Below are 22,464 nucleotides of genomic sequence, written 5' to 3'. Positions count from 1 at the left end.
AACAGAAAGCTGCATGATTTTGAAGATAAGTGAACTATTAAATTCATTTCTGTACATAAAGATATTCAACATTCCATTTATAATTATTTGGGTAATTGCAACTGGAATCTTTTGTACTGCCCAGTTCAAATTCATTAACTTTAGGTTACTTAAATATGGAATACAGACGCTATTCAGTCTAAAGTGTAATAGCAATAACAATGGCATAATCACTCATATTCAAGCGTTTGCAACAGTAATTTCAGGAACAGTTGGTCTTGGAACAATATCAGGAGTTGCAATAGCTATCACAATAGGGGGCCCAAGTGCAGTTTTTTGGATGGTAATTACCGGAATACTTGGTATGTCGATAAAGTTTGCCGAGGTGGTGCTTGCATTCACCTATCGCTCTGAAAATACAACTGGTGGTGCTTTTTATTACATGGAATACGGGCTTGCAAAGATTGGATTTGCAAAAACTGGTAGATTTCTTGCCTTCACTTATGCGATTATGCTACTTATTGCAATGATTTTGGGCGGTATACCATTTCAAGCAAATCAAATAGCAGCATTGTCAAATAACCTCTTCGAATACAATGCATCCATCATTATATCCCTGCTTGTCTTCATTGTAATATTGGGAGGAATAAAGCGCATTGCTTTCGTTTCAACGAGCTTAGCACCAATTATGATAGTGCTATATGTGGGTATGTGTATATATTTAATTTATGTAAACAGAAGTAATTTGCTGAATGCTTTATCTATAATATTTCAAGACATTTTCAATAAATCGGCTATAGGAGGCGGAGTATTGAGCGGATTAATAGCCGGAGTGAGAAGATCAGTGTTTGCTAACGAAGCAGGTACCGGAACAGCAGCTATAGCACATTCAGCTGTAAAAGAGGAAGATCCAATTAAAGTTGGGTGCGTTGCAATGATTGCACCACTTATAGACACAATATTAATCTCATTTTTGACCGGTATCGTGATAATTATCACTGGTATGCACAGCACTGATAACGTGGGTGATATTATACTAATTAGTTCGGTATTTTCAACAGCTTTGCCCTTGTTCAGCAAGTTAGTTTTTCCGCTAATGATGTTTTCCTTTGCATTTTCCACAATAATAGCTTATTGTTACTACTGTGAAGTTGCTTTGCTGTACTTATTTGGTAATAAAAAAATACTGATACTGTTTCAAATTCTTATAGTGATTTCAGTGTATATTAGTTGTATGTCAAAAAATATAGAATTTATATCTTACTTAGGTGACAGTTTGTTCATGTGCCTTATGATTCCAAATGCTGTTGCAATATATCTACTGAGAAGGGAAGTTTTGAATACAATAGATTCTTATTACAATCCTAAAGGGTATTAACATGATTTATAGATTACTTTATATGGTGTTATTTTGCCTATTGTTTAATGATGTGTACGCTGCTTCAGGTTTTTACGAAAGTTATGATGCTGTGTTGAGTGGAGTAAATAACTTCATGAATGAAGTGCTGTTTTTCAAGATCTTTTACGTGCCATTTATAATTTTTCTACTAGCTTTTGGGTATGTGTTCCTAACATTGCGTTTTAAATTTCTCAACATAAGAATGTTTAAGCACGCGTTCGCTATTTTATGTGGAAAATATGACACAGATCATCACGATGGTCACATTACGCATTTCCAGGCATTTATAACTGCACTTTCAAGCACAGTAGGCCTTGGAACTGTTGCTGGTGTTGCAATTGCAGTTTCAATGGGAGGGCCAGGAGCGGTGCCTTGGATGATGATCACAGGTTTTTTTGGTATGTCAGCAAAATTTGCCGAAGTGACTTTAGCATTTAGACATAGAACAGAAGATCAGAAGCAGTTGTTTAGTGGTCCCTTTCAGTATATAAGGAATGGTCTGGAGGAATTTGGATTTAAAAGACTTGGTATTGTTCTGGCTGCTATGTATGCAGTATTTTTTATATTATCAGGTCTTGGTGGAAGTGTAGCGTTTCAAACCAACCAAATGGTCTCAATATTATCTGGCTATTCAAGTTGGGTAGATGGTCACCCTTGGTTTCTTTCTTCCATAATATCTGCGCTGCTTGCTCTGGTAATTATTGGCGGAATTAAAAGGATAGCTAGGATATCTTCTGCATTAGTACCTATTATGTCACTTATATATATCTTTAGTTGTATTATTATTATTACATTTAATATTCATAACCTTGGTTATACGTTGAAAATATTATTTTCCACTATGATAGATTTCAATGCTGTTGGTGGAGGGATAGTAGGTGCATTTGTTACCGGAATCCAAAGAGCAATCTTTGCCAGTGAAGCAGGTGTTGGTTCTGCCTCAATTACTCATGCAGCAACTAAAGATGAAGAACCAGTAAGAACAGGGCTTGTTGCAATGATAGAGCCGTGTTTTGATACAATGCTCATTTGCTGTTTAACAGGAATAACAATAGTAATAACAGGTGCATACCAAACAGGTGTTGGTGAGGGAATATTAATTACTCAAAAGGCATTTGAGACAGTTTCTTCATGGTTTCCTATACTTTTAACCATAGCTGCACCTTTGTTTGCATTTTCTTCGGTAATTTCATTTGTATATTGTTGTGAAATGGGGTGGCTATATTTATTCGGTGCAAAAAGTATAGTGATATACCGCATAGCGGTAATAATTGTGGCGTTTCTCTCTGGTCTTTCTAAAGATATAATGGCTATTGCCAATATCGGTGGAACTTTATTCTCTTGTTTAGCACTCATCAACATGACAGCACTTATACTGTTTAGTAATCAGATCAACGATGAAGTTCAGTGCTACCTGAAAAGGCTGAGGAATAATAAAATTAATTAAATTTTGGCATATGAAGGTACAACAACAGATGTCATTCCAGTGCCATCTTCTTGTTATAGCAAAACTCCCTCTTGTCATCCCAAAACTCTTTCTTGTCATCCAAGTAGCTGACACTGGGATGGCTTTGTTGCATCGCTCTTCGGATAGTAGGTAACGTACAATAAATTCATGAAGCTATCTCAAACTTAGCCATCAGTAAATTTGTTAAGCAAATAACACTTGAGTAGCAGTTCCTTCTCACGATTTATCTCAGATTTATTCCTAGGCTCTGTGGACAAAAAATATGAAAAGAGAGAAAAAGATGGTAGTTTAGCCTAATGTGTACAAAAATGGAGAAACTACCATATGCAATATTACATCAAAGAGGAAAATTGGAAACAAATTTTAGAGTTCATAAAAAGCGTAAAAGGAATGCACAGCAAAGATGAAAAACGTTTAAGAATATTCATAGAGGCAGTGTGGTACATAGTGCGAAGTGGTTGCCAATGGAGACTTTTACCAAAAACTTATGGTAATTACAGGAGTATACATAAGCGATTTAAAAGATGGTGTGAAAGAGATGTTTGGGAAAAATTGCTTGAATATACTAAACAGGAGCCTGATTTAGAAGTTGCTATAATCGACGATCAGAGCCCATCCATGTTCAGCTGGATATACAAAAGACTCCAAGGATCAAGAAGCTTTAGGAAGGAGCAAAGGTGAACTAAAATACATGCGCTTGTTGATGCACTTGGAAATCCACTTAAATTTACTCTGACTCCCGGTCAAAGAAATGAAATTACGCAGGCACAGGTGTTAACCGAAAGTATCTATAACTCTACTGTAGTAGCTGACAAGGGCTACGATAGCAATGCCTTTGTTACAAGTCTTGAAGACAAGGGATGTACAGTAGTTATTCCACCAAAACGGAATCGAAAAGTGCAAAGGCATTACGATGAGCATATCTACAAAGAACGTCATTTGATTGAGTGTTTTTTTGGTAAAATTAAAAATTTTAGGCGCATTTTTTCCAGATTTGATAAAACTGCTGAGGTTTTTATGGGTTTTCTCAATTTTGTTGGAGCTCTTGTATGGCTTCTCTAAAATTTTGTCCACAGAGCCTAGCAGAACCACGCTTTTTTTTTACATGCTCGTAAAAGCTGTTCAGATAAGCGTATAGCAACCCAAGTACACTGCACTAAAGAAGCGAGCTATTTTTGATCCACGTTTGGTCGATCGTGCACTGTTGATTAGATTGAGAAACTCGTGCCAAAATATGCAGTAAGTTTCTCAGGCCTATGAAAATCATTAATGTCTCCAATTGTTGCAATAAAAACAGCTGCAGAAATTTGGCCAATTCCTTTTATGCTGATAAGGTTCAGGAAGCTGTTTGGCAAAAGCTATAATTTCCTTCTCAAGTTTTTTAAGACTTTCCCGAATAGCTTCCAAATGATAGCTAATTACTTCAATTTCAATCTTTTCTAAAGGATCCCAATTATGCTTTTGAGTAGCACCCCACCTTAGTTGTAAGTGCTTCCTTTTTAATTTTTATCCCATGATAATTAAAAAGACCATGCATTTTATTAATTAAAGATACCCTTGATTTTACTAACTGGTCTCTTGTTTGAAGAAGAGAAGCTAACTGCTTGCATTGTTTGCTTTTATGTCTTGCTTCAGGTAACATACCTTTGCTTAGAAAAAAAGCAATAGCTCGCGCATCGTGCTTGTCCGTTTTGTTCACAGAGCGACGAACAACTTCAAACTGTCCAGGAGCAATTATTACCACGCGCTTAACATAAGGTGACACTGCGTAATAAAAAAAACAGCTATTGCCTGTTAGCTATTTCATCTGTTTCTTGAAGATTTCTGATAAAATTATTCAAGTCTTTTAAGCGAAACGTTTGAATATACTCCGGTTTTCCTTCTTGCAAGTAACAAACAGTAAAACTATTAGTATAATGCCTATGTGACGCATATTTTTCCTCCAATTGCACATTTCAATATATCAGAGTACTGGTTGGTCCAAACTCCTATACGAGGTCATCACATTTTGTGAGCCTCACCGGTGGCAGAATCTGAGTAACGAGGTCTTCTTTCATATACTTTATACAAGAACAGAAAGTGCCTCAGCAACCTGCCACCTATCCACTCTGAGAAGTGATTATCTTCTCTTGCTTCCAACCAAGCAATACCTAATTCATACCATCTGGGTAAGGTCATGTTATTTTAGGTAGTATACCTACATACTTATTTTGGTACTGCAGGTCCGCACTCATTTAACTTTTGTATACACGAGTTAAGTTACTTATTCGTTGAAGTTTTCCAATTTAAGCCATATTATTAACCTATTCAGATAGAAATTAGAAACTATTATGTCAAACAAAATAGGTTTTTGGGCTATTTTTGCCTTAGTGATTAGTAGCCAAATTGGCTCTGGAATTTTTATGCTTCCAATTAGCCTTGCTCCATATGGCATTTATAGCCTCATAAGCTGGGTAATATCAGGGCTCGGTGCTATATCTCTTGCTTTGGTTTTTGCCTTACTCTGCGCAAAATTTCCAGAAACGGGTGGTCCTCACGTTTATGTAAAGCATGCTTTTGGCCCTGCTGCAGCTTTCTTTGTTGGTTGGACATATTGGGTGATTTCATGGGTTAGCACGACAGCAGTAATTGTTGCAAGTATTGGCTATCTTACTTCGCTTTTTCATGGAGATATTCAAAATATACGCTTATTTTTAGAAATACTATTATTTACGATCATTACACTAATAAATTTAAGAGGTGTCACTGCTGCTGGATGTGTTGAGCTTTTATTGATGACTGTCAAAATTACCGCACTGCTTGCTATACCAGTAACAGCGTTGTTTTTCTTTGATAGGAATAATTTTATCATAAGTGAGAAAATATCAACCCTCACGATGTCTCAAGTCCTTGCTCGCTCTACACTACTCACTCTATGGTGTTTTATTGGACTTGAATCAGCAACAGCACCTGCAGGATCAGTAAACGATCCAGCCAAGACTATACCAAGAGCCATAGTGCTTGGCACAATCTCTGTTGCAGTTATATATTTCATTAATAGCCTTGCAATCATGGGATTGATAAACGGCAATGATCTAGTTAATTCAAAAGCGCCGTATGTTGATGCAATAAAAATTATGTTTCCTGGTAATTGGCATTTGATCATTTCTATTGTTGCTTTTATTGTTTGTGTTGGCAGTTTAAATGCTTGGGTACTAGCTAGTGGACAAGTGGCCCTTGGCCTTGCAGAAGATAAACTGATGCCACAGTTCTTTGCTAAAAGAAACAAGCACGGTTCTCCTTTCTGGGGCATAACAATCAGCTCCGTTGGCACTTCAGTTCTACTAATTCTCACTTCAAGCAACAATTTTGCTAAACAGATCACATCAATTATTGACTTTTCTGTAGTTTCATTTTTATTTGTTTACCTTGTATGCAGTCTTGCTTTTCTCAAGGTTATTATAAAGGAGAAAAACTATTACAAATTTTTAATTGGCAGTATAGCAACAACCTTTTGCTGCTGGGTAATATTTGAAACTTCTGTGAATACCTTGCTGATCGCAAGCTTATTCACTGCAAGTGGCATACCCATTTATTTATTTTGGTACTGCAGAGCTCCTGCACAATAAAATAGAGTTTAACGACTTTTCTTATTGTCCACTTGTTCAACATTACCCTTCTCAAGTTTACTATCTACTTCTTTTGCGTATTCATCATCTACACTAGTCTCATCTTTTATCTTACAGGAGTGACCTGCTTGCAATTTTTCATATGCTTCCATTATAGGGTTACTGACGACTTCTACTTTTTTAGGTGTGAAAATCCTTGCTAAAAATCTCCCTATTATTGGTATTGATCTTAAGAAATCTCTTAGTTTTGAAGATTCTTGTCTTTTATTTAGGAACTGTTGGTCTATTTTAAGGTTTTTTACACCATATTTTTTATCATCAAAATTTATTGCAGGCTTTCTTTTTTTCGAAAGAACATTTTGAGCCTTTAATCCATTGGTTCTTTCAGGCTCTTGAGGTGTAGACATTGCAGGTTTAACCTTAGTTTCATCGTATTCTTTATTCATCTTTCACTTTATTATGTAATATTACTAATATTGCATAATAATAGCTAAATTACAATTAATTGCAAGGTAAAAATATTAAAACAATTGTAAATTTTGTCGGTCAAAATATAATAGAACTTTAAAATGAGAGGTTTATCTATATGGGATACAAAATTGCTGTTATTGGAGCAACCGGAAGAGTAGGGCGTGAGATATTAAGCACGCTTGCTGAATTTCAAGATGAGGCAATAGATTCTGTTATTGCACTTGCATCGAAAAAATCAGAAGGAAAGAAGATGAGCTTTGATGACAAAGAGTTAACAGTTTTATGCCTTGAGGATTATGACTTCGTTGGAACTAATGTAGCCATTTTCTGTGCTGGATCTCATGTTTCTGAAAAGTACGTACCAACTGCAACACGGGCTGGATGCATCGTGATAGATAACAGTTCCCATTTTAGAATGAAAGAGGGTGTGCCACTCATTATTCCAGAGATTAATAAAGAAAAAATTATGGAATATAAAAATCACAACATAATATCCAATCCAAACTGTACTACAATACAGATGCTGCTAGTACTACATCTATTACACCAGAAAGCAAAAATAAAGAGAATCGTTGCTTCAACTTATCAATCAACTTCTGGTGCAGGTAAAGCAGCAATGGATGAGCTCTATGACCAGACAAAAAAAATCTTTATGAACGAAGCTAAAAAACCCGAGATATTCCCCAAGCAAATAGCGTTTAATTGCATCCCCCATGTAGGAGAATTCATGAAAAATGGTTCTACAGAAGAGGAATGGAAAATGCAAGAGGAGACAAAAAAAATTTTAGAGGAAGATATAAAAGTTACTGCAACTTGTGTAAGGGTACCAGTCCTTATCGGTCACGCTATGGCAGTAAATGTGGAATTTGATCAACATATCACTGAAGAACAAGCTCGTGAAGTGCTAAGTAAAGCCGAAGAGAGTGGAGTTTTAGTGTACGATAGGCGTGAAGATGGTGAATACATAACTCAAATTGATGTTGTACAGGAGAATGCTGTATATGTCTCGCGTATTAGAAGAGACAATACTGTTGAGCATGGATTAAATATGTGGATAGTGGCTGATAACCTGCGCAAAGGTGCAGCATTAAATATAGTGCAGATTCTTGAGATTTTAATAAGAGAGTATTAAGTGCATATAGAGTGCACGTACGTTGTAATTCGGAGGAAATTTGTATATCACATGATGTCATTCCAGCGTGTGACGCTAGGCCATAAAAATTCCTTGACACATTTCGCCAGCCTCCTTATTATGAAACTGAAGCTATATTATTTAACTTCCCAATCTGTGCAGATTAAAATGACAAGAAGACTTGTATTTGGCGTACTATTGTTTAATTTTTGCACTATGTGCATACTATGTCTTTATAAAAATTTTGGGTTTTTACCCACATAAGCTGAAAAGCGCTTATAAAGCGTTTAAGACATCACCCAACGTCAAATTTTAAAATAAAGAGTGGAATAACTAGCTACTCCGGAGATTCTTTGTCTTTTTTTTCTGCTGGTAAATTTCTTAAACATTTATAGCTTAAGTTAGTTGCGTTTAAAAGCAGCTAAATTGCAGTGTTTAAGACTTAAAGAACGCCGATACTGAAAATAAACAATGACTAGGGCTTCTTTTGCCTTTTTTTCCGTTTGGTAAATTTCTTAATGTTTATGGCTAAAGTAACTTAGGTTCACCGACAATCGTCATTCCGCTACGTGTTAGCGGGATCTAGAGATACCATGACGGTATAGTATCTCGCTGCTTGTTAGCGCCGCGGCGCATAAGTGTTGAAAGTAACACAAAAAAGACATAAAGAACTATTATTGCAAGAAAATGGAGGCAATAATGGATCAAATAGAAAGAGTACTAAATTTAATAAAAGATGAGGATTTAGAAAGGCTAGGAAAATTAAGTGAAGTAGATAAATGTAATACTAAATTGTTGGGCAAGATTATATTTAAAGGTCTAATGAAGTTAATATTAATGGGGCAAAAAACAAGCCTAAGAGCGCTAGAAATGGTAATAAACAGGTGTATAATGGATAAGAATAGCGATAAAAGTACAGTAACATACAGTGGTTTGTCAAAAAGGTTAAAAGTTATAAATCCAGAATATTTTAAGGGAGTATATATTGATTTGATGAGCAAGATTAAAAAGCTATTACCCCAAAAAACATCAAATAACTTACATAAGTTTGATTCGACGATCATAAATTTATCGGGATATCTCATAAAAGATGGGCTGAAAATAGGCGGTAAAAGTAACGATAGTCAAGTTAAAGTGAGTGTAGGATTAAAGGATCAATTGCCGACAAGTATAAGATTTTGTAAAGGACAAGAAGAAAGTAGTGAAGATATAGCATTAGTGAGAGCAATTAATGAAGCTAAAGTTGAAAAAGAGGATATTTTATTATTTGATAGAGGAATCAGAAAAGTTGGAACTTTTGCCGAATTTGATGAAAAGGAGTACAAATTTATCACAAGAGTTAAAGTAGGAAGAAAACATGATGTTATAAGCAGGAACAAAGTTATAGGAGAACAAAAATCGGATGGATCAGAGATTTTAGAAGATATAATAGTTAATCTTTATCGTGCACGAGGTAAAGTGGCAGAAAAGCATGATCTACGGCTAATAAAAATCAGAAATAAAATTGGAGATGAAATATGGTTTTTGACAAACTTGTTTGAAATGCCAGCTTATGAAGTAACAGAGCTATATAGGCGCAGATGGGATATAGAAGTGTTCTTTAAATTTATAAAGCAAAATCTTGGATATAAGCACTTTTTAAGCCATACTATGAATGGCATGAAGGTGTATATTTACATGATTATTATTACGGCTTTGTTATTTCTTGTTTATAAAATCAAAAATAATCTACATGGGTTCAAAATAGCATTACTGCAATTCACATTGGATCTAAATGACTCTTTTATACGTTCGATTGTTTTACTGTCGGGAGGTAATTTACATGCCGTCAATCACCTTATATCACGCCATTTTTGATACTTTCAACACTTATGCGCCGCGGCGGTATGACGTAGGGCTACAGATGTCATGCCAGTGCTCCTTTTTTTGTCATCCAAGTAGCCCTCTTCTTGTCATCCAAGTAGCTGACACTGGGATCTAATTTTTTATGCAAAATTACTATATTTATATATTTGCAAATAGATACAATTTGAAATAATTTACACTATGAAGTTACGAAATGAGATCCCAGAAGTCTAATAATTTCATTGTGTACTTGATTATCACTTTTTGTTTCAATTTCAGTGATAACATGGCACCTACCGGGCTCTTTTATGGCAATTTCTTTAAACCCTTTTCTGACTTTATTGTAAAAATTTACATCCATTTCTTCATATTTATTCCTGTCTTTTGCTCTACTCAACCCAATTTCAACGTCAATATCTAGAATAAATGTAATATCTGGATATCTAATTTCAGCCAACCTGTGCAAATCTTCTATTAGTTTTAAATTAACTCCAAACCCATATCCTTGGTATGCAATAGTTGAATCAATAAACCGATCACAAATCACTATTTTTCCTTCTGCAAGAGCTGGTAATATTAATTTTTTCATATGCTCGTGCCTCATCGAGATAAGTAGCAAGAGTTCAGAAATAGGATCAATATTATTTGTTAACAACACTCCCCTTATATTCTCTGCAAAATCAGTGCCGCCTGGTTCTCGAGTCAATACTACGCTATTTTCACCGCGAATTTGCTTAAAATGATCTGCAAGTAGCTCAGACTGTGTTGTTTTACCAGAGCCGTCTATTCCTTCGAAAGTTATGAACATAAGTTTTATAATTATAATGCTAAAAAAGAATATGCAAATAGTATACATAGAAACCGTTTGACATTTAAATGACAAAATCATAAATTATATGTGGTATAATAATAGTCTATGGTTGCTCTGAATACTCCTAAAGTCGATTTTAGTTTTACTGCAAAAGATTTTAATCTTTTGGGAGTAGACAATAAATACTATACATTAAGTGACTGTTGTGGAAAAAATGGTCTTATTGTAATGTTTATATGCAATCACTGTCCTTACGTTCAGTCAATTATTAGCAATCTGGTAAGCGATGTTGATCAATTGAAAAAAGATTATCAGGTAAACACCGTTGCAATAATGTCAAATGATGTAAATGAATATCCAGAAGATTCCTTTGAAAATATGATTAATTTTGCCAAAGAAAATAAGTTTACATTTCCATATTTAATTGATAGTACACAGAAAATAGCTAAAGAATATGGGGCTGTTTGCACTCCTGATTTTTTTGGCTTTAATTCCAATTTAAACCTTTGCTATCGTGGACGTTTTAACGACACAAAAAAAGAAAAGGTTCAAAGCTATGAAGTAGGAAGTAGTGATTTATTTCAAGCTATGAAATTTATTGCAGAAATTGGTGGTTGTCCATCTGAGCAAAAGTCCAGTATTGGCTGCTCAATTAAATGGTCTAATTCTACAGGTTAAATATCATGCACAGTGGCTCTCAGCATTTGTTTGATATTATAATTTTACTTTCTGCTGCTGTGTTTATAGTCATAGCGTTTTGGAAAATGAATATTAGTCCAGTGCTCGGTTACTTCGTTGCAGGTGCAGTTATTGGTTCTCATGGGTTTAATCTGATACACTCAGCTGAAGCAATGGATAATCTTGCAGAATTTGGTGTAGTTTTTCTATTATTCATTATAGGCCTTGAATTGACATTTGAACGCCTGATCGCTATGCGTATTCATGTATTTGGGTTTGGTTCTCTTCAAGTTATAGTTACCATGGTAGCAATATGGTGCATTGCTCTTGCTTTCGGAGTGAATACGAATATAGCAACAGTTATTGGTGGTGGGCTTGCGCTATCCTCAACAGCAATAGTGTTGCAGGTTCTGCAAGAAAAAGGTTCTCAAGCAAGTCAGGTTGGTAGGTTGTCGATAGCAGTACTATTAATGCAAGATTTTGCAGTGGTACCATTAATAGTGTTGGTACCTTTACTTGCTGGCAATTCTGAGCACAGCCTGATAAGCTCATTGGCAGGTTCATTGGTGCAAGCAGCTATTGCATTAGTGCTGATATTTATAACTGGTAGATTATTGCTTAGACCTTTATTTTCGGTTATTGCTAAAATGGAAAGTAATGAGGTCTTTATATCAACAACGCTTTTAATAGTATTAGGAGCAGCGTTTATTACTGAGCAATTTCATTTATCGTTGGCATTAGGTGCATTTGTTGCTGGATTGTTAGTTGCAGAAACAGAATATAGACACTCAGTAGAACACGCAGTATTGCCATTTAAAGATTTGTTTCTTGGCTTATTTTTCATGACTGTTGGTATGTCCATCAATACCGAACTTTTACTCAATAAGTTACCACTAATTACTTTATTATCGATTATCCTTATCGTTTTAAAAACATCTATCATATATATATTGTGTAGATTTTTTGGGTTTAAGAGTGCACCTGCTATACAAGCTGGGTTACTGCTTTCACAAGGCGGTGAATTTGCATTTATTTTATTTCGCTTAGCAGATGAGCTAAATGTGCTACCAAGTGAAATCGCTCAAGTACTTATGATGGTAACTACAGTAACCATGGCTTTCACTCCTCTTTTATCGGGGCTTGGAGATTGGATAGCAAACTCATTTAGCACTGAGAAAACAATATTAGATGATGAAGCTGTTGAAACAGATACACAAGATCTTTATAACCATGTAATAGTTGCTGGATTTGGTAGAGTGGGATATATGGTAACAAAAATGCTTACTGCAGAGCATTTAAGTTACGTTGTTGTAGATATTCAATCGAAAATAGTCAAAGAAGGAAAAAGTGATAGTTTTCCTATATATCTTGGAGATGTTACAAGATATGAAATTTTAAAATCAGTAGGAATAGAAAGAGCACAAGCTCTCGTTATTTCAATAAAGAATGAAGTTACTATAAAAAAAGTTGTTTCCTTAGTTGCTGCAAATTTTCCGCATGTAAATATTGTAATACGCTTACCAGATCTGAGTAATGTGGAGGTTTATAGAGATCTAGGAGCTAGTAAAATTATTCCTGAAACATCTGAGATAGGATTGCAGCTAGGTGGAGCTGCACTGAGCCTCAGTGGTATTAGCGAAAGTGGAGTTACGTCTTTAAAAAGTAGATTTAGAAAAGGCAATTATAGTATGTTAAAAGACCTTGGTAGTGATAAAGATGAATGACTACTTCTCTAATTGTATCCGTTCAGCCAATGGCGTCAACTTAAGGACACATTTTAGACTTCTTTGTTGAAATAAAACAGCAACAAAAGTGCTATTTATTGCAGCTTTTGGGTAATTTAATGGTAAAAATTTTAGAGAGAATTTTTATACACTATCATCGATATTTTTCCTTAAGTTGACGCCATTGCCTGAACAGATACGGCTGACTAATAAACCCTCTTTTCCGGAGCTATGAAATCAATCTCATCGCTCAGAGTTTTTTCAGCAACTTTCTTGTAATCAATTTTTACATTGATCTGCCCTTTCTTTTCTTCAAGCCACGCTATAGTGTGCTTCATCCAATTTTTGTCATCACGCTCAGGGAAATCTTCACGAGCATGGGCACCTCTACTCTCCTCTCGATTGGCTGCGCATTCCATGGTAATAACCGCTTGTGGGATCATGTTAGCAAGCTCCAGTGCTTCAACTAAATCACTATTCCACATCATACTGCGATCCTCAAGTGAAATATCAGGCATCATTTTTGCTACCTTTTTTATAGCTTTTTTGCCTTCTTCTAAAACTTCAGCAACACGGAACACTGATGCGTACTTTTGCATAGTGTTCTGCATTTCGCTGCGTATTTTTGCTACTTTTAGCCCACCGGAGGCAAATCGCATTTTATTAAATCTATCTACTATCCAGTCTGTGCAGTCTGAATGCAATTTTTTATGTGGTGTACCGGATTTTAGCTTCTCTTTTGCTCTGAGCGCTGCAGCTCTACCAAAAACCACAAGATCAAGAAGTGAGTTAGAGCCAAGTCGATTTGCACCGTGCACAGAGACACATGCGGCTTCTCCAATTGCAAATAGTCCATCTACCACTTCTTCCTTACCTTGCTTCAGCGTGATCACTTCTCCATAATAATTGGTTGGAATGCCACCCATGTTATAGTGAACAGTCGGAATGACCGGTATTGGATCTTTAGTGACATCAACTCCAGCAAAAGTTCTCGCGGTTTCGCTGATGCCTGGAAGTCTCAGTTTTATTACTTCCGGATCAAGATGCGCTATAGTTAAATACATGTGATCTTTTTTCGGTCCAACACCTCTTCCCTCTCTAATTTCAATTGTTATTGCACGACTTACCACATCACGAGAAGCTAAATCTTTTGCTTTTGGTGCGTAACGTTCCATAAACTTTTCGCCCTGAGAATTAACGAGATATCCCCCTTCACCACGGCACCCTTCTGTCATCAAGCACCCTGAGCCATATATTCCTGTCGGATGAAATTGCACAAATTCCATATCTTCAAGTGGTAACCCAGCTCTCACCACCATGCCATTACCATCACCTGTGCAGGTGTGTGCGCTTGTTGCAGAGAAATAAACACGTCCATATCCACCTGTTGCTAGCACCACCCTATGCGCGCGAAATTTATGTAATGTACCGTCGCATAGCGACCAAGCAAGAACTCCGCAGCATGTTTCGCTATCCATAATTAAATCAATCACAAAGTATTCAACAAAAAATTCAGCGTTGAATTTAAGACACTGCTGATATAGAGTGTGAAGGATTGCGTGCCCAGTTTTATCTGCCGCCGCACAAGTGCGCTGAGCTGACTTTCCTTTACCAAAGTGAGTTGTCATTCCACCAAAAGAACGCTGGTATATTTTGCCATCTTCTGTACGAGAAAAAGGTACGCCAAAATTTTCAAGTTCAATAACAGCTTTAGCAGCGTTTTTACACATATATTCTACTGCATCTTGATCACCAAGCCAGTCTGAACCTTTTATTGTGTCATATGCATGCCAGCGCCAATCGTCTTCACCAATATTACCTAAAGCTGCACTAATTCCGCCTTGTGCTGCAACTGTATGACTTCGTGTAGGGAAAATTTTAGAAATGCAGGCAACTGAAAAATTAGTTGCAGCCATCCCAAGCGTTGCTCTGAGCCCTGCTCCACCTGCACCTACTACTACCACATCATACTCATGTTCTATGATCTCATACGCTGACTTATCCATATTTACTTATTTTATTATTACAGGCTTATGATATCACAGAAGTAGAAAAAATCTATACAAGTTTTCTATAGTTATGCCGCCGCGGCGCTAACACGTAGCGGGATGACGGTTGTCGGGGTGTCATGAAAGTAGCTGACACTTGGGGTCTATGTTTTTTCTGGTCACACGTACAGCTGTACGAACATTGTGCTACTAGTAGGGTGTCATTCCAGTGCTTGACACTGGAATGACATCACAGAGGCACTGGAATGACACCTCTCTTGGGCTCTTTTAGCTATAAACATTAAGAAATTTACTAAATGAAAAAAAAGGCAAAAGAAGCCCCGTGGTGCGAGTTTTGACTCTATATTACTGTAAGTGGCGCTGTAATAATGTGCTGACGCTTAGTTTAAGCGCGATTTGGCTGAATGTAGAAAAAATAAAAAAGACATGCAGCCGCTATAATTTTATGTAATCCGCCAATAAATACCCTGAGTTTTTTACTGAATTTTTGTTGTTGAACCTGCGCAGATCAAAAACAAGTTTTGAGTCATAAATACCCTTACTATCATAGTAAGGGGGCTGGCGGAAGGAAGTTTTTTTTGTTTCTATGTTGTCAACTATCTGAATGGCAGACCATTGATTGTATGGGTTCCATCTGTTATATATAATCTTTTTGAATACGAAGAAAACTGATGAATGAGTATGATATTACGGTTATAGGTAGCGGTCCTGGTGGTTATATAGCAGCAATTAGGGCGGCACAGCTTGGGTTTAAAACTGCAATTGTAGAAAAAGAAAAAAATTTAGGCGGTATATGCTTAAATTGGGGATGTATACCAACAAAATCGCTACTTAGGGCGTCTGAGGTTTATAGGCTAATAAAAAGATCAAAAGAGTTTGGTATAGAAGTAAAGGAAGCGAGTTTTGATATACAATCAATAGTGAAATACTCAAGAAACGTTGTTGATAAATTGTCAAGCGGTGTTGCATATTTGATGAAGAAGAACAATATCAGAGTTTATCAAGGCTTTGGTAAACTTGCAGGCAGTAGTACTATCAAAGTTGCTGGCGATAAGGAAGAACAAGAAATTGTTTCCAAGCATATCATTTTAGCAACAGGCGTGAGGGCACGGAATCTGCCTGGAATAGAGGCAGATGGAGATTTAATATGGAATGCGCAGCACGCTATGATGCCGGGCAAATTACCAAAATCACTACTCATTATAGGATCTGGTGCAATTGGAATAGAATTTGCAAGTTTTTATAGCACTTTGGGGGTTGATGTAACAATCATAGAGATAAAGAGCACTATTTTGCCGCTAGAGGATAAAGACATTTCAGATTTAGCACAAGAGATATTCACAAAACAGGGGATAAAAATATATACAAACAGTAGTGTAAAAGCTTTGACTAAAAATAAAGACTCTGCTCAAGTGCAACTGAGTAATGGTGAGAGCAAAGAATTTGATAAGGTGATTGTTGCAGTTGGCATTCAGGCAAATACTGAAAATATAGGTTTAGAAAATACAAGGATAAAATTAAATTCCTCTGGTTTTATTGAAACGAATGAATGGTATGAAACTAGTGAATCAAATGTGTATGCAATAGGTGATGTAGCTGGCCCACCATGTTTAGCACATAAAGCAAGTCATGAAGCTGTGATCTGCGTTGAAAAGATTGCTGGTAAAGGTACTCATGCGTTAAAAAAAGAGTGCATACCAAATTGCACTTATTCTCATCCACAAATAGCGAGCATCGGCCTTACTGAGGAACAGGCAATAAAAGGTGGGTATGATATAAAAATAGGAAAATTTCATTCTACCTTTAATGGTAAGTCTGTTGCACTCAGTGAAACTGAAGGGTTAGTGAAAACAATTATAGACAAAAAGACAGGCGAACTTCTGGGTAGCCACATGATAGGTGCAGAAGTGACGGAGTTAATTAGCAATTTTGCTCTTGCAAAGCAACTAGAAGGAACAGACTTCGACATAAAATCTACGATTTTCCCTCATCCAACCATTTCAGAGATGATACACGAATCAGTGCTTGCTGCAGATGTTAAATAGTTGAACTAACGTTCCATCGTTTTAGAGGCGTCAATGTCTTGAGTAGTAGTTTGATTAGGCACTTTAGTTTCAATAGATTGATTACCACCAGCATCAGAATTCTGTAACTCTTCTTTCAATCCCTTAGCTGCTTCTTTCACTTCAAGCTTTGCCTTTGGATGAAGATCTTCTAGGCCTTTTCCTTTAGTATCCAAACCTTGTTGTAGATTAGTGCTTTTCATTTTATTATGCTGCTCGTGCTCAGGTAGGTCAACAACCGAATTGAAAAGAGTTTTTATTATATTTTTTAGCAGTTCTAAAAAACCTCCGCTTCTGCTTTCTCTTTGTTCTTGAGGTTTATTTTTCTCATTAGGTTCTTTTTTACTATTACTTTTAGGCATTTTTAACTCAACTATCATAAAGCTTAATAAAATTCTACGTGCAAATTATTAAATAACAGTTAACAATCTAGTGTTAATTTGTTATTTACAGATGGATATTATCTTAGCAACAGGTGGCACAGGTGGACACATTTTTCCAGCTATAACTTTAGCAAGAGCACTAAAGGCACAAGGATATAGTTGCATAGTATTTACTGATAAAAAAACAAATAAAAATACCGACATAGGAAGCTACACCTTGCAATTACGTAAACCGAGCAGCAACAAATTTAAGTTTTTCCTTTTATTAATGTATAGTTGTGTGCTAGCAATATATAAAATCAGAAAATTGAAGCCAAGATTAGTAATTGGTTTTGGTAGCTATACTTCTTTTCCAACTCTTCTTGCAGCAAGGGTTCTTTCTATACCTATAATTTTACATGAACAAAACACAGTTTTAGGGAGAGTGAATAGATTCTTTTTCAAGAGTGCAAAATTAATTGCAACCAGCTTTCCGGAGACTAAATATGCAGAGGGCAATAAATGTATTTTTACAGGAAATTTTGTTGATATAAAAGCACAGAGCCATTCTAGCACTGAGAAAATCCTAAATATATTGGTCATAGCAGGCAGCCAAGGTGCAAATTTTTTTGATGATGTAGTAAGCAGCGTAATTTGTGATTTACCTATTAAAATGAAAAAGAAAATTAGAGTGACGCAGCAATGTACGAAGAAAAATGTAAACAAGGTCAAGAATCTATACAAAAGTGAAAAGATCGATTGTGAATTAAGTGGATTTTTTGATGATATGGAAAATAGACTGGCCAATGCTCACTTGGTAATTAGCAGAGCAGGAGCAACTTCAATAGCGGAGATCACTCTTGCTGGGCGTTCTGCTATATATATACCTTACCCTTACTCAAAAGATAATCACCAATTTTATAACGCAAAATATATTGAAGATTCGGGAGCAGCTATGATAGTCGAGCAGAATAGTGAAGCAAAAAAAAATCTAACAGAGTTACTATTTGATCTATTAAATAATTCTCAAAAATTGCGTGATATGACCAATAATACAAAAAAAACAGGGATAAAGAATGGGACTACTAAGTTTGTTAAGGTAATTGTTCACACAATGGCGTACTTAAGAGCCTCCATTAGCAAACCCTCCTAAAGACATGATGGCGTTTACCACTTTATCGCGACTGCCCTGGTTGTACTTAACTTTAGCACATATACTTGCTCTATCAAAAAGAGCTTGGAAGCTTTTTGGTGCAATGAGTACTTGATAGAGTTTCTGTCTCATTACACCAAATAAAACTGAAAAATTTAAACGATACTCAGCAATTTGATCTAGATGTATGGTCCCAAAGTATGATGGCATGGATTAAGTATAAACAATTCAGGAACACTGTGTACATATAAATTCATAAGGAGTCAGACCCTTGAGAGTTGTAATAGTTTAGACTTGATCTGACAGACTGATAAAGTAAGATAAAAATATAAACAAATTATAAAGGAGTGTCAGGCAACACAAGAAAAAATACTAAAACCAAAGTTAGGATTTTGCAAAACAATTAGGACAGGCATGCAAAGTGATGGGATATTCGAGAGATACGTTTTATCGTTTCAAAGAACTATATGAAACAGGAGGAGAAAAAGCATTATATGAGATAAGTAAAAGTAAGCCATTACTTGCCAATAGAGTACCAAAGGATATAGAAGAAGCAGTAGTTAAAATAGCAGTAGAGTTTCCAGCATATGGACAAGAAAGAGCAGCTAATGAGTTAAAGAAAAGAGGAATTCTAATATCTGCTAGCGGGATAAGGTCAATATGGCAAAGAAACGACCTCGAAAATTTTAAAAAGAGATTGAAAGCGCTGGAAGCAAAGGTAATCCAAGACGGTGTAATTTTGACAGAGGAGCAAGTTACTGCTTTAGAAAAAGCTAAGGAACAAAAAGAGGCTCATGGTGAAATTGAGACACAACACCCTGGATACTTAGGTAGTCAAGATACCTATTACGTAGGCAATATCAAAGGTATTGGACGAATTTACCAACAAACTTTTATCGACACCTACTCTAGAGTGGCCTTTGCTAACGGAGAAAACTGCCATCACAGCTGCAGATCTTCTCAATGATAGAGTTATACCATTTTTTGATGAACAGAAAGTTCCATTGCTACGCATTTTGAGGCACAGAGTATTGTGGCAGACCATGCGTACCAGCTATATCTGGGAGTAGAAAATATTGACCATTCTAGAACCAAAGCTTATTCTCCACAGACTAATGGTATATGTGAAAGGCTTCACAGAACTATGCAAGATCAATATTATCTTTAGAAAAAAGATTTATAGTACTTTGGAAGAGCTTCAGTTAGATATTGGTTGCATTCTTACAATAGAGCTAGACCTCATTCAGGTAAATATTGCTACGGCTATGCAGACCTTTTTTGATAATATGCATATTGCTTACCAAAAAAATATTGATAACATTAAAATAGATTCTGATATCGGTTTTGACTTCGTCGATTCTTCTGTCAGATAATTCACGTCTGTCAGATCAAGTCTAAACTATTACAAATAAGTTAACTTCCATATATCCTAAGTAATTCTTGTGCATTAGCCTTTATTAGAGTAGGGCATTTTCTGTCATTTAATAGGGAACGCAATATTTCAGTCGCACCTTTAATGTCGTTATTATGTATCTTTACTACAGCAATAGCTTCTTGGCTTGAATAAGGATACACTGCACTTGATTCTAAATTATCAATTTTATCTTTATTTATTTTTTCACTGTTGGAGTGAAGTAAGCTCATTACTTCTAAGTATTGTGCTAACTCACGCAAAACATTAGGAGCACCTTTATCATCTGCCAAATCATTATAAATAGATGCTGTGTCTGTTGGCATTGAATCTGAGATATGATTGGATGCGCGTTCAAAATTTGCTAAATACTCCCAATTTGAATCTATTTCTTCTAGCAGAGGCTTATTATCTTTTTTTAAGAATAATACTTCGTAAAATTTGTCACCTGCAGTTATAGATTGTCTTGTGTTATCAATGTTGCGCAATAAGTATAATGTGATGCCAACTAACATTGGTGCGAGTGCAAGCAAAAAGATGTATTTTTTCATGGTAATATTTCAAATAGTTATATATTTATACATTAATGCTTTTGATTTGCAAAAACATATTGACATAGTGATTATATCACATAATAATATTCTCAAAGTTGTTTGAATAGTTGGAGATTAAAATATTTCTAAAGTAGAAATAAAGACAGTAGTATTAAGCTAAATTATTTTTTGTCGGATTTATCCGATGTACCCTCAACCTTTTATAGGTTGAAGTCTAAATTTGAGAGTTTGATCCTGGCTCAGAATGAACGCTGGCGGCAGGCCTAACACATGCAAGTCGAACGGGGTTATATTGTAGCTTGCTATGATATAACTTAGTGGCAGACGGGTGAGTAATGTATAGGAATCTACCTAGTAGTACGGAATAATTGTTGGAAACGGCAACTAATACCGTATACGCCCTACGGGGGAAAAATTTATTGCTATTAGATGAGCCTATATTAGATTAGCTTGTTGGTAAGGTAATGGCTTACCAAGGCAATGATCTATAGCTGATCTGAGAGGATGATCAGCCACACTGGAACTGAGATACGGTCCAGACTCCTACGGGAGGCAGCAGTGGGGAATATTGGACAATGGGCGAAAGCCTGATCCAGCCATGCCGCATGAGTGAAGAAGGCCTTTGGGTTGTAAAGCTCTTTTAGTGAGGAAGATAATGACGGTACTCACAGAAGAAGTCCTGGCTAACTCCGTGCCAGCAGCCGCGGTAATACGGAGAGGGCTAGCGTTATTCGGAATTATTGGGCGTAAAGGGCGCGTAGGCGGATTAGTAAGTTAAAAGTGAAATCCCAAGGCTCAACCTTGGGATTGCTTTTAAAACTGCTAATCTAGAGATTGAAAGAGGATAGAGGAATTCCTAGTGTAGAGGTGAAATTCGTAAATATTAGGAGGAACACCAGTGGCGAAGGCGTCTATCTGGTTCAAATCTGACGCTGAGGCGCGAAGGCGTGGGGAGCAAACAGGATTAGATACCCTGGTAGTCCACGCTGTAAACGATGAATGTTAAATATGGGAAGTTTACTTTCTGTATTACAGCTAACGCGTTAAACATTCCGCCTGGGGACTACGGTCGCAAGATTAAAACTCAAAGGAATTGACGGGGACCCGCACAAGCGGTGGAGCATGTGGTTTAATTCGATGCAACGCGAAAAACCTTACCACTCCTTGACATGGAAATTATACCTATTCGAAGGGATAGGGTCGGTTCGGCCGGGTTTCACACAGGTGTTGCATGGCTGTCGTCAGCTCGTGTCGTGAGATGTTGGGTTAAGTCCCGCAACGAGCGCAACCCTCATCCTTAGTTACCATCAGGTAATGCTGGGGACTTTAAGGAAACTGCCAGTGATAAACTGGAGGAAGGTGGGGATGATGTCAAGTCATCATGGCCCTTATGGAGTGGGCTACACACGTGCTACAATGGTGGCTACAATGGGCTGCAAAGTCGCGAGGCTAAGCTAATCCCTTAAAAGCCATCTCAGTTCGGATTGTACTCTGCAACTCGAGTGCATGAAGTTGGAATCGCTAGTAATCGTGGATCAGCACGCCACGGTGAATACGTTCTCGGGTCTTGTACACACTGCCCGTCACGCCATGGGAATTGGTTTCACTCGAAGCTAACGACCTAACCGCAAGGAGGGAGTTATTTAAAGTGGGATCGGTGACTGGGGTGAAGTCGTAACAAGGTAGCAGTAGGGGAATCTGCAGCTGGATTACCTCCTTAGGCTTTGCACATAACTTACCATTTTTAATGATGGTGTTGTTATGTGCTATACTACTGTCTTTACTTCTACTTTATTT

At 36.6% G+C, this 22,464-nt stretch carries 15 protein-coding genes, 1 rRNA gene and 6 pseudogenes; 13 read left to right on the top strand and 9 right to left on the bottom strand.

From position 1 onward, the window contains the following. Window positions 1-13 precede the first annotated feature (13 nt). The 3 genes from NBW37_RS06215 to NBW37_RS06205 are packed head-to-tail and all read left to right on the top strand — an operon-like array spanning window position 14 to window position 2,979. Window positions 14-1,357 (top strand): alanine/glycine:cation symporter family protein, encoded by a 1,344-nt coding sequence (locus NBW37_RS06215; RefSeq protein WP_250296166.1) that lies wholly within the window; start codon window positions 14-16, stop codon window positions 1,355-1,357. A 1-nt stretch (window position 1,358) separates the two neighbouring features. Further along, entirely contained in the window at window positions 1,359-2,825 is a 1,467-nt protein-coding gene (locus tag NBW37_RS06210; protein ID WP_250296165.1) for an alanine/glycine:cation symporter family protein, read from the top strand. 10 nt (window positions 2,826-2,835) lie between these two features. After that, a complete protein-coding gene (locus NBW37_RS06205) occupies window positions 2,836-2,979 on the top strand; it encodes a hypothetical protein (RefSeq protein WP_250296164.1) in 144 nt (47 codons plus the stop codon). A gap of 12 nt (window positions 2,980-2,991) precedes the next feature. Here NBW37_RS06205 and NBW37_RS07895 read toward each other — a convergent pair. Continuing rightward, window positions 2,992-3,091, bottom strand: a pseudogene (locus tag NBW37_RS07895) (IS5 family transposase); the annotation flags it as partial. A 79-nt stretch (window positions 3,092-3,170) separates the two neighbouring features. Between NBW37_RS07895 and NBW37_RS06200 the strand changes: the two are divergent. Further along, window positions 3,171-3,908 (top strand): annotated as a pseudogene (locus NBW37_RS06200) (IS5 family transposase). 16 nt (window positions 3,909-3,924) lie between these two features. Here the strand turns inward: NBW37_RS06200 and NBW37_RS06195 are convergent. After that, window positions 3,925-4,792, bottom strand: a pseudogene (locus tag NBW37_RS06195) (IS110 family RNA-guided transposase); the annotation flags it as partial. A gap of 384 nt (window positions 4,793-5,176) precedes the next feature. Here NBW37_RS06195 and NBW37_RS06190 point away from each other — a divergent pair. Continuing rightward, entirely contained in the window at window positions 5,177-6,454 is a 1,278-nt protein-coding gene (locus NBW37_RS06190; RefSeq protein ID WP_250296163.1) for an APC family permease, read from the top strand. A gap of 8 nt (window positions 6,455-6,462) precedes the next feature. Here NBW37_RS06190 and NBW37_RS06185 read toward each other — a convergent pair whose 3' ends face one another. Then, window positions 6,463-6,900: a hypothetical protein gene (locus tag NBW37_RS06185; protein ID WP_250296162.1), complete on the bottom strand. Its 438-nt coding sequence runs from the start codon at window positions 6,898-6,900 to the stop codon at window positions 6,463-6,465. A 140-nt stretch (window positions 6,901-7,040) separates the two neighbouring features. On the opposite strand from NBW37_RS06185, the gene NBW37_RS06180 reads away from it, so the two are divergent. Together NBW37_RS06180 and NBW37_RS06175 are read left to right on the top strand one after the other, a co-directional pair. Beyond that, complete coding sequence (locus NBW37_RS06180; protein WP_250296161.1) at window positions 7,041-8,057, top strand: aspartate-semialdehyde dehydrogenase; 1,017 nt, start codon at window positions 7,041-7,043, stop codon at window positions 8,055-8,057. Window positions 8,058-8,744: 687 nt separating this feature from the next. Beyond that, window positions 8,745-9,914: an IS4 family transposase gene (locus tag NBW37_RS06175; protein WP_250295821.1), complete on the top strand. Its 1,170-nt coding sequence runs from the start codon at window positions 8,745-8,747 to the stop codon at window positions 9,912-9,914. 187 nt (window positions 9,915-10,101) lie between these two features. On the opposite strand, the gene tmk is transcribed toward NBW37_RS06175, so the two are convergent. After that, window positions 10,102-10,710, bottom strand: coding sequence for a dTMP kinase (gene tmk, locus NBW37_RS06170; protein ID WP_250296160.1), 609 nt, complete (start codon window positions 10,708-10,710; stop codon window positions 10,102-10,104). A gap of 108 nt (window positions 10,711-10,818) precedes the next feature. Between tmk and NBW37_RS06165 the strand changes: the two genes are divergently transcribed. Both NBW37_RS06165 and NBW37_RS06160 read left to right on the top strand, forming a co-directional pair. Continuing rightward, entirely contained in the window at window positions 10,819-11,391 is a 573-nt protein-coding gene (locus NBW37_RS06165; RefSeq protein ID WP_250296159.1) for a thioredoxin family protein, read from the top strand. 5 nt (window positions 11,392-11,396) lie between these two features. Further along, complete coding sequence (locus tag NBW37_RS06160; RefSeq protein ID WP_250296158.1) at window positions 11,397-13,115, top strand: monovalent cation:proton antiporter-2 (CPA2) family protein; 1,719 nt, start codon at window positions 11,397-11,399, stop codon at window positions 13,113-13,115. A 206-nt stretch (window positions 13,116-13,321) separates the two neighbouring features. Here NBW37_RS06160 and sdhA read toward each other — a convergent pair whose 3' ends face one another. Further along, complete coding sequence (sdhA, locus tag NBW37_RS06155; protein WP_250296157.1) at window positions 13,322-15,121, bottom strand: succinate dehydrogenase flavoprotein subunit; 1,800 nt, start codon at window positions 15,119-15,121, stop codon at window positions 13,322-13,324. 674 nt (window positions 15,122-15,795) lie between these two features. On the opposite strand from sdhA, the gene lpdA reads away from it, so the two are divergent. Then, on the top strand, window positions 15,796-17,169 hold the full coding sequence (gene lpdA, locus NBW37_RS06150; RefSeq protein WP_250296156.1) for a dihydrolipoyl dehydrogenase: 1,374 nt from the start codon (window positions 15,796-15,798) through the stop codon (window positions 17,167-17,169). A 5-nt stretch (window positions 17,170-17,174) separates the two neighbouring features. Here lpdA and NBW37_RS06145 read toward each other — a convergent pair whose 3' ends face one another. Continuing rightward, window positions 17,175-17,567: a hypothetical protein gene (locus NBW37_RS06145; RefSeq protein WP_250296155.1), complete on the bottom strand. Its 393-nt coding sequence runs from the start codon at window positions 17,565-17,567 to the stop codon at window positions 17,175-17,177. Between the two features lie 73 nt (window positions 17,568-17,640). Between NBW37_RS06145 and murG the strand changes: the two genes are divergently transcribed. Beyond that, a complete protein-coding gene (gene murG / locus NBW37_RS06140) occupies window positions 17,641-18,702 on the top strand; it encodes an undecaprenyldiphospho-muramoylpentapeptide beta-N-acetylglucosaminyltransferase (RefSeq protein ID WP_250296154.1) in 1,062 nt (353 codons plus the stop codon). On the opposite strand, the pseudogene NBW37_RS06135 reads toward murG, so the two are convergent. Beyond that, window positions 18,686-18,882 (bottom strand): annotated as a pseudogene (locus tag NBW37_RS06135) (IS4-like element ISWosp8 family transposase); the annotation flags it as partial. The gene murG and the pseudogene NBW37_RS06135 overlap by 17 nt on opposite strands. Then, window positions 18,882-18,987, bottom strand: a pseudogene (locus NBW37_RS06130) (IS481 family transposase); the annotation flags it as partial. The pseudogenes NBW37_RS06130 and NBW37_RS06135, both read right to left, overlap by 1 nt. Before the next feature lie 103 nt (window positions 18,988-19,090). Here NBW37_RS06130 and NBW37_RS06125 point away from each other — a divergent pair. Further along, a pseudogene (locus tag NBW37_RS06125) lies at window positions 19,091-19,984 on the top strand (IS481 family transposase); the annotation flags it as partial. A gap of 131 nt (window positions 19,985-20,115) precedes the next feature. On the opposite strand, the gene NBW37_RS06120 reads toward NBW37_RS06125, so the two are convergent. After that, a complete protein-coding gene (locus NBW37_RS06120; protein WP_250296153.1) occupies window positions 20,116-20,664 on the bottom strand; it encodes a hypothetical protein in 549 nt (182 codons plus the stop codon). A 219-nt stretch (window positions 20,665-20,883) separates the two neighbouring features. On the opposite strand from NBW37_RS06120, the gene NBW37_RS06115 reads away from it, so the two are divergent. Continuing rightward, window positions 20,884-22,387 (top strand): 16S ribosomal RNA (locus NBW37_RS06115). The last annotated feature ends 77 nt before the right edge of the window (window positions 22,388-22,464 follow it).

It is taken from the genome of Wolbachia endosymbiont of Oedothorax gibbosus, assembly GCF_936270145.1.
Lineage (GTDB): Bacteria > Pseudomonadota > Alphaproteobacteria > Rickettsiales > Anaplasmataceae > Wolbachia.
Note: the sequence above shows the minus strand (reverse complement) of the source record. Positions and strands in the feature narration are given on the sequence as shown.

Bases quoted from the DNA above. Each gene is read 5' to 3' on its own strand.
- NBW37_RS06215 (WP_250296166.1), top strand. From the start codon at position 14: ATGATTTTGAAGATAAGTGAACTATTAAATTCATTTCTGTACATAAAG.
- NBW37_RS06210 (WP_250296165.1), top strand. From the start codon at position 1,359: ATGATTTATAGATTACTTTATATGGTGTTATTTTGCCTATTGTTTAAT.
- NBW37_RS06205 (WP_250296164.1), top strand. From the start codon at position 2,836: ATGAAGGTACAACAACAGATGTCATTCCAGTGCCATCTTCTTGTTATA.
- NBW37_RS06190 (WP_250296163.1), top strand. From the start codon at position 5,177: ATGTCAAACAAAATAGGTTTTTGGGCTATTTTTGCCTTAGTGATTAGT.
- NBW37_RS06185 (WP_250296162.1), bottom strand. From the start codon at position 6,900: ATGAATAAAGAATACGATGAAACTAAGGTTAAACCTGCAATGTCTACA.
- NBW37_RS06180 (WP_250296161.1), top strand. From the start codon at position 7,041: ATGGGATACAAAATTGCTGTTATTGGAGCAACCGGAAGAGTAGGGCGT.
- NBW37_RS06175 (WP_250295821.1), top strand. From the start codon at position 8,745: ATGGAGGCAATAATGGATCAAATAGAAAGAGTACTAAATTTAATAAAA.
- tmk (WP_250296160.1), bottom strand. From the start codon at position 10,710: ATGTTCATAACTTTCGAAGGAATAGACGGCTCTGGTAAAACAACACAG.
- NBW37_RS06165 (WP_250296159.1), top strand. From the start codon at position 10,819: ATGGTTGCTCTGAATACTCCTAAAGTCGATTTTAGTTTTACTGCAAAA.
- NBW37_RS06160 (WP_250296158.1), top strand. From the start codon at position 11,397: ATGCACAGTGGCTCTCAGCATTTGTTTGATATTATAATTTTACTTTCT.
- sdhA (WP_250296157.1), bottom strand. From the start codon at position 15,121: ATGGATAAGTCAGCGTATGAGATCATAGAACATGAGTATGATGTGGTA.
- lpdA (WP_250296156.1), top strand. From the start codon at position 15,796: ATGAATGAGTATGATATTACGGTTATAGGTAGCGGTCCTGGTGGTTAT.
- NBW37_RS06145 (WP_250296155.1), bottom strand. From the start codon at position 17,567: ATGATAGTTGAGTTAAAAATGCCTAAAAGTAATAGTAAAAAAGAACCT.
- murG (WP_250296154.1), top strand. From the start codon at position 17,641: ATGGATATTATCTTAGCAACAGGTGGCACAGGTGGACACATTTTTCCA.
- NBW37_RS06120 (WP_250296153.1), bottom strand. From the start codon at position 20,664: ATGAAAAAATACATCTTTTTGCTTGCACTCGCACCAATGTTAGTTGGC.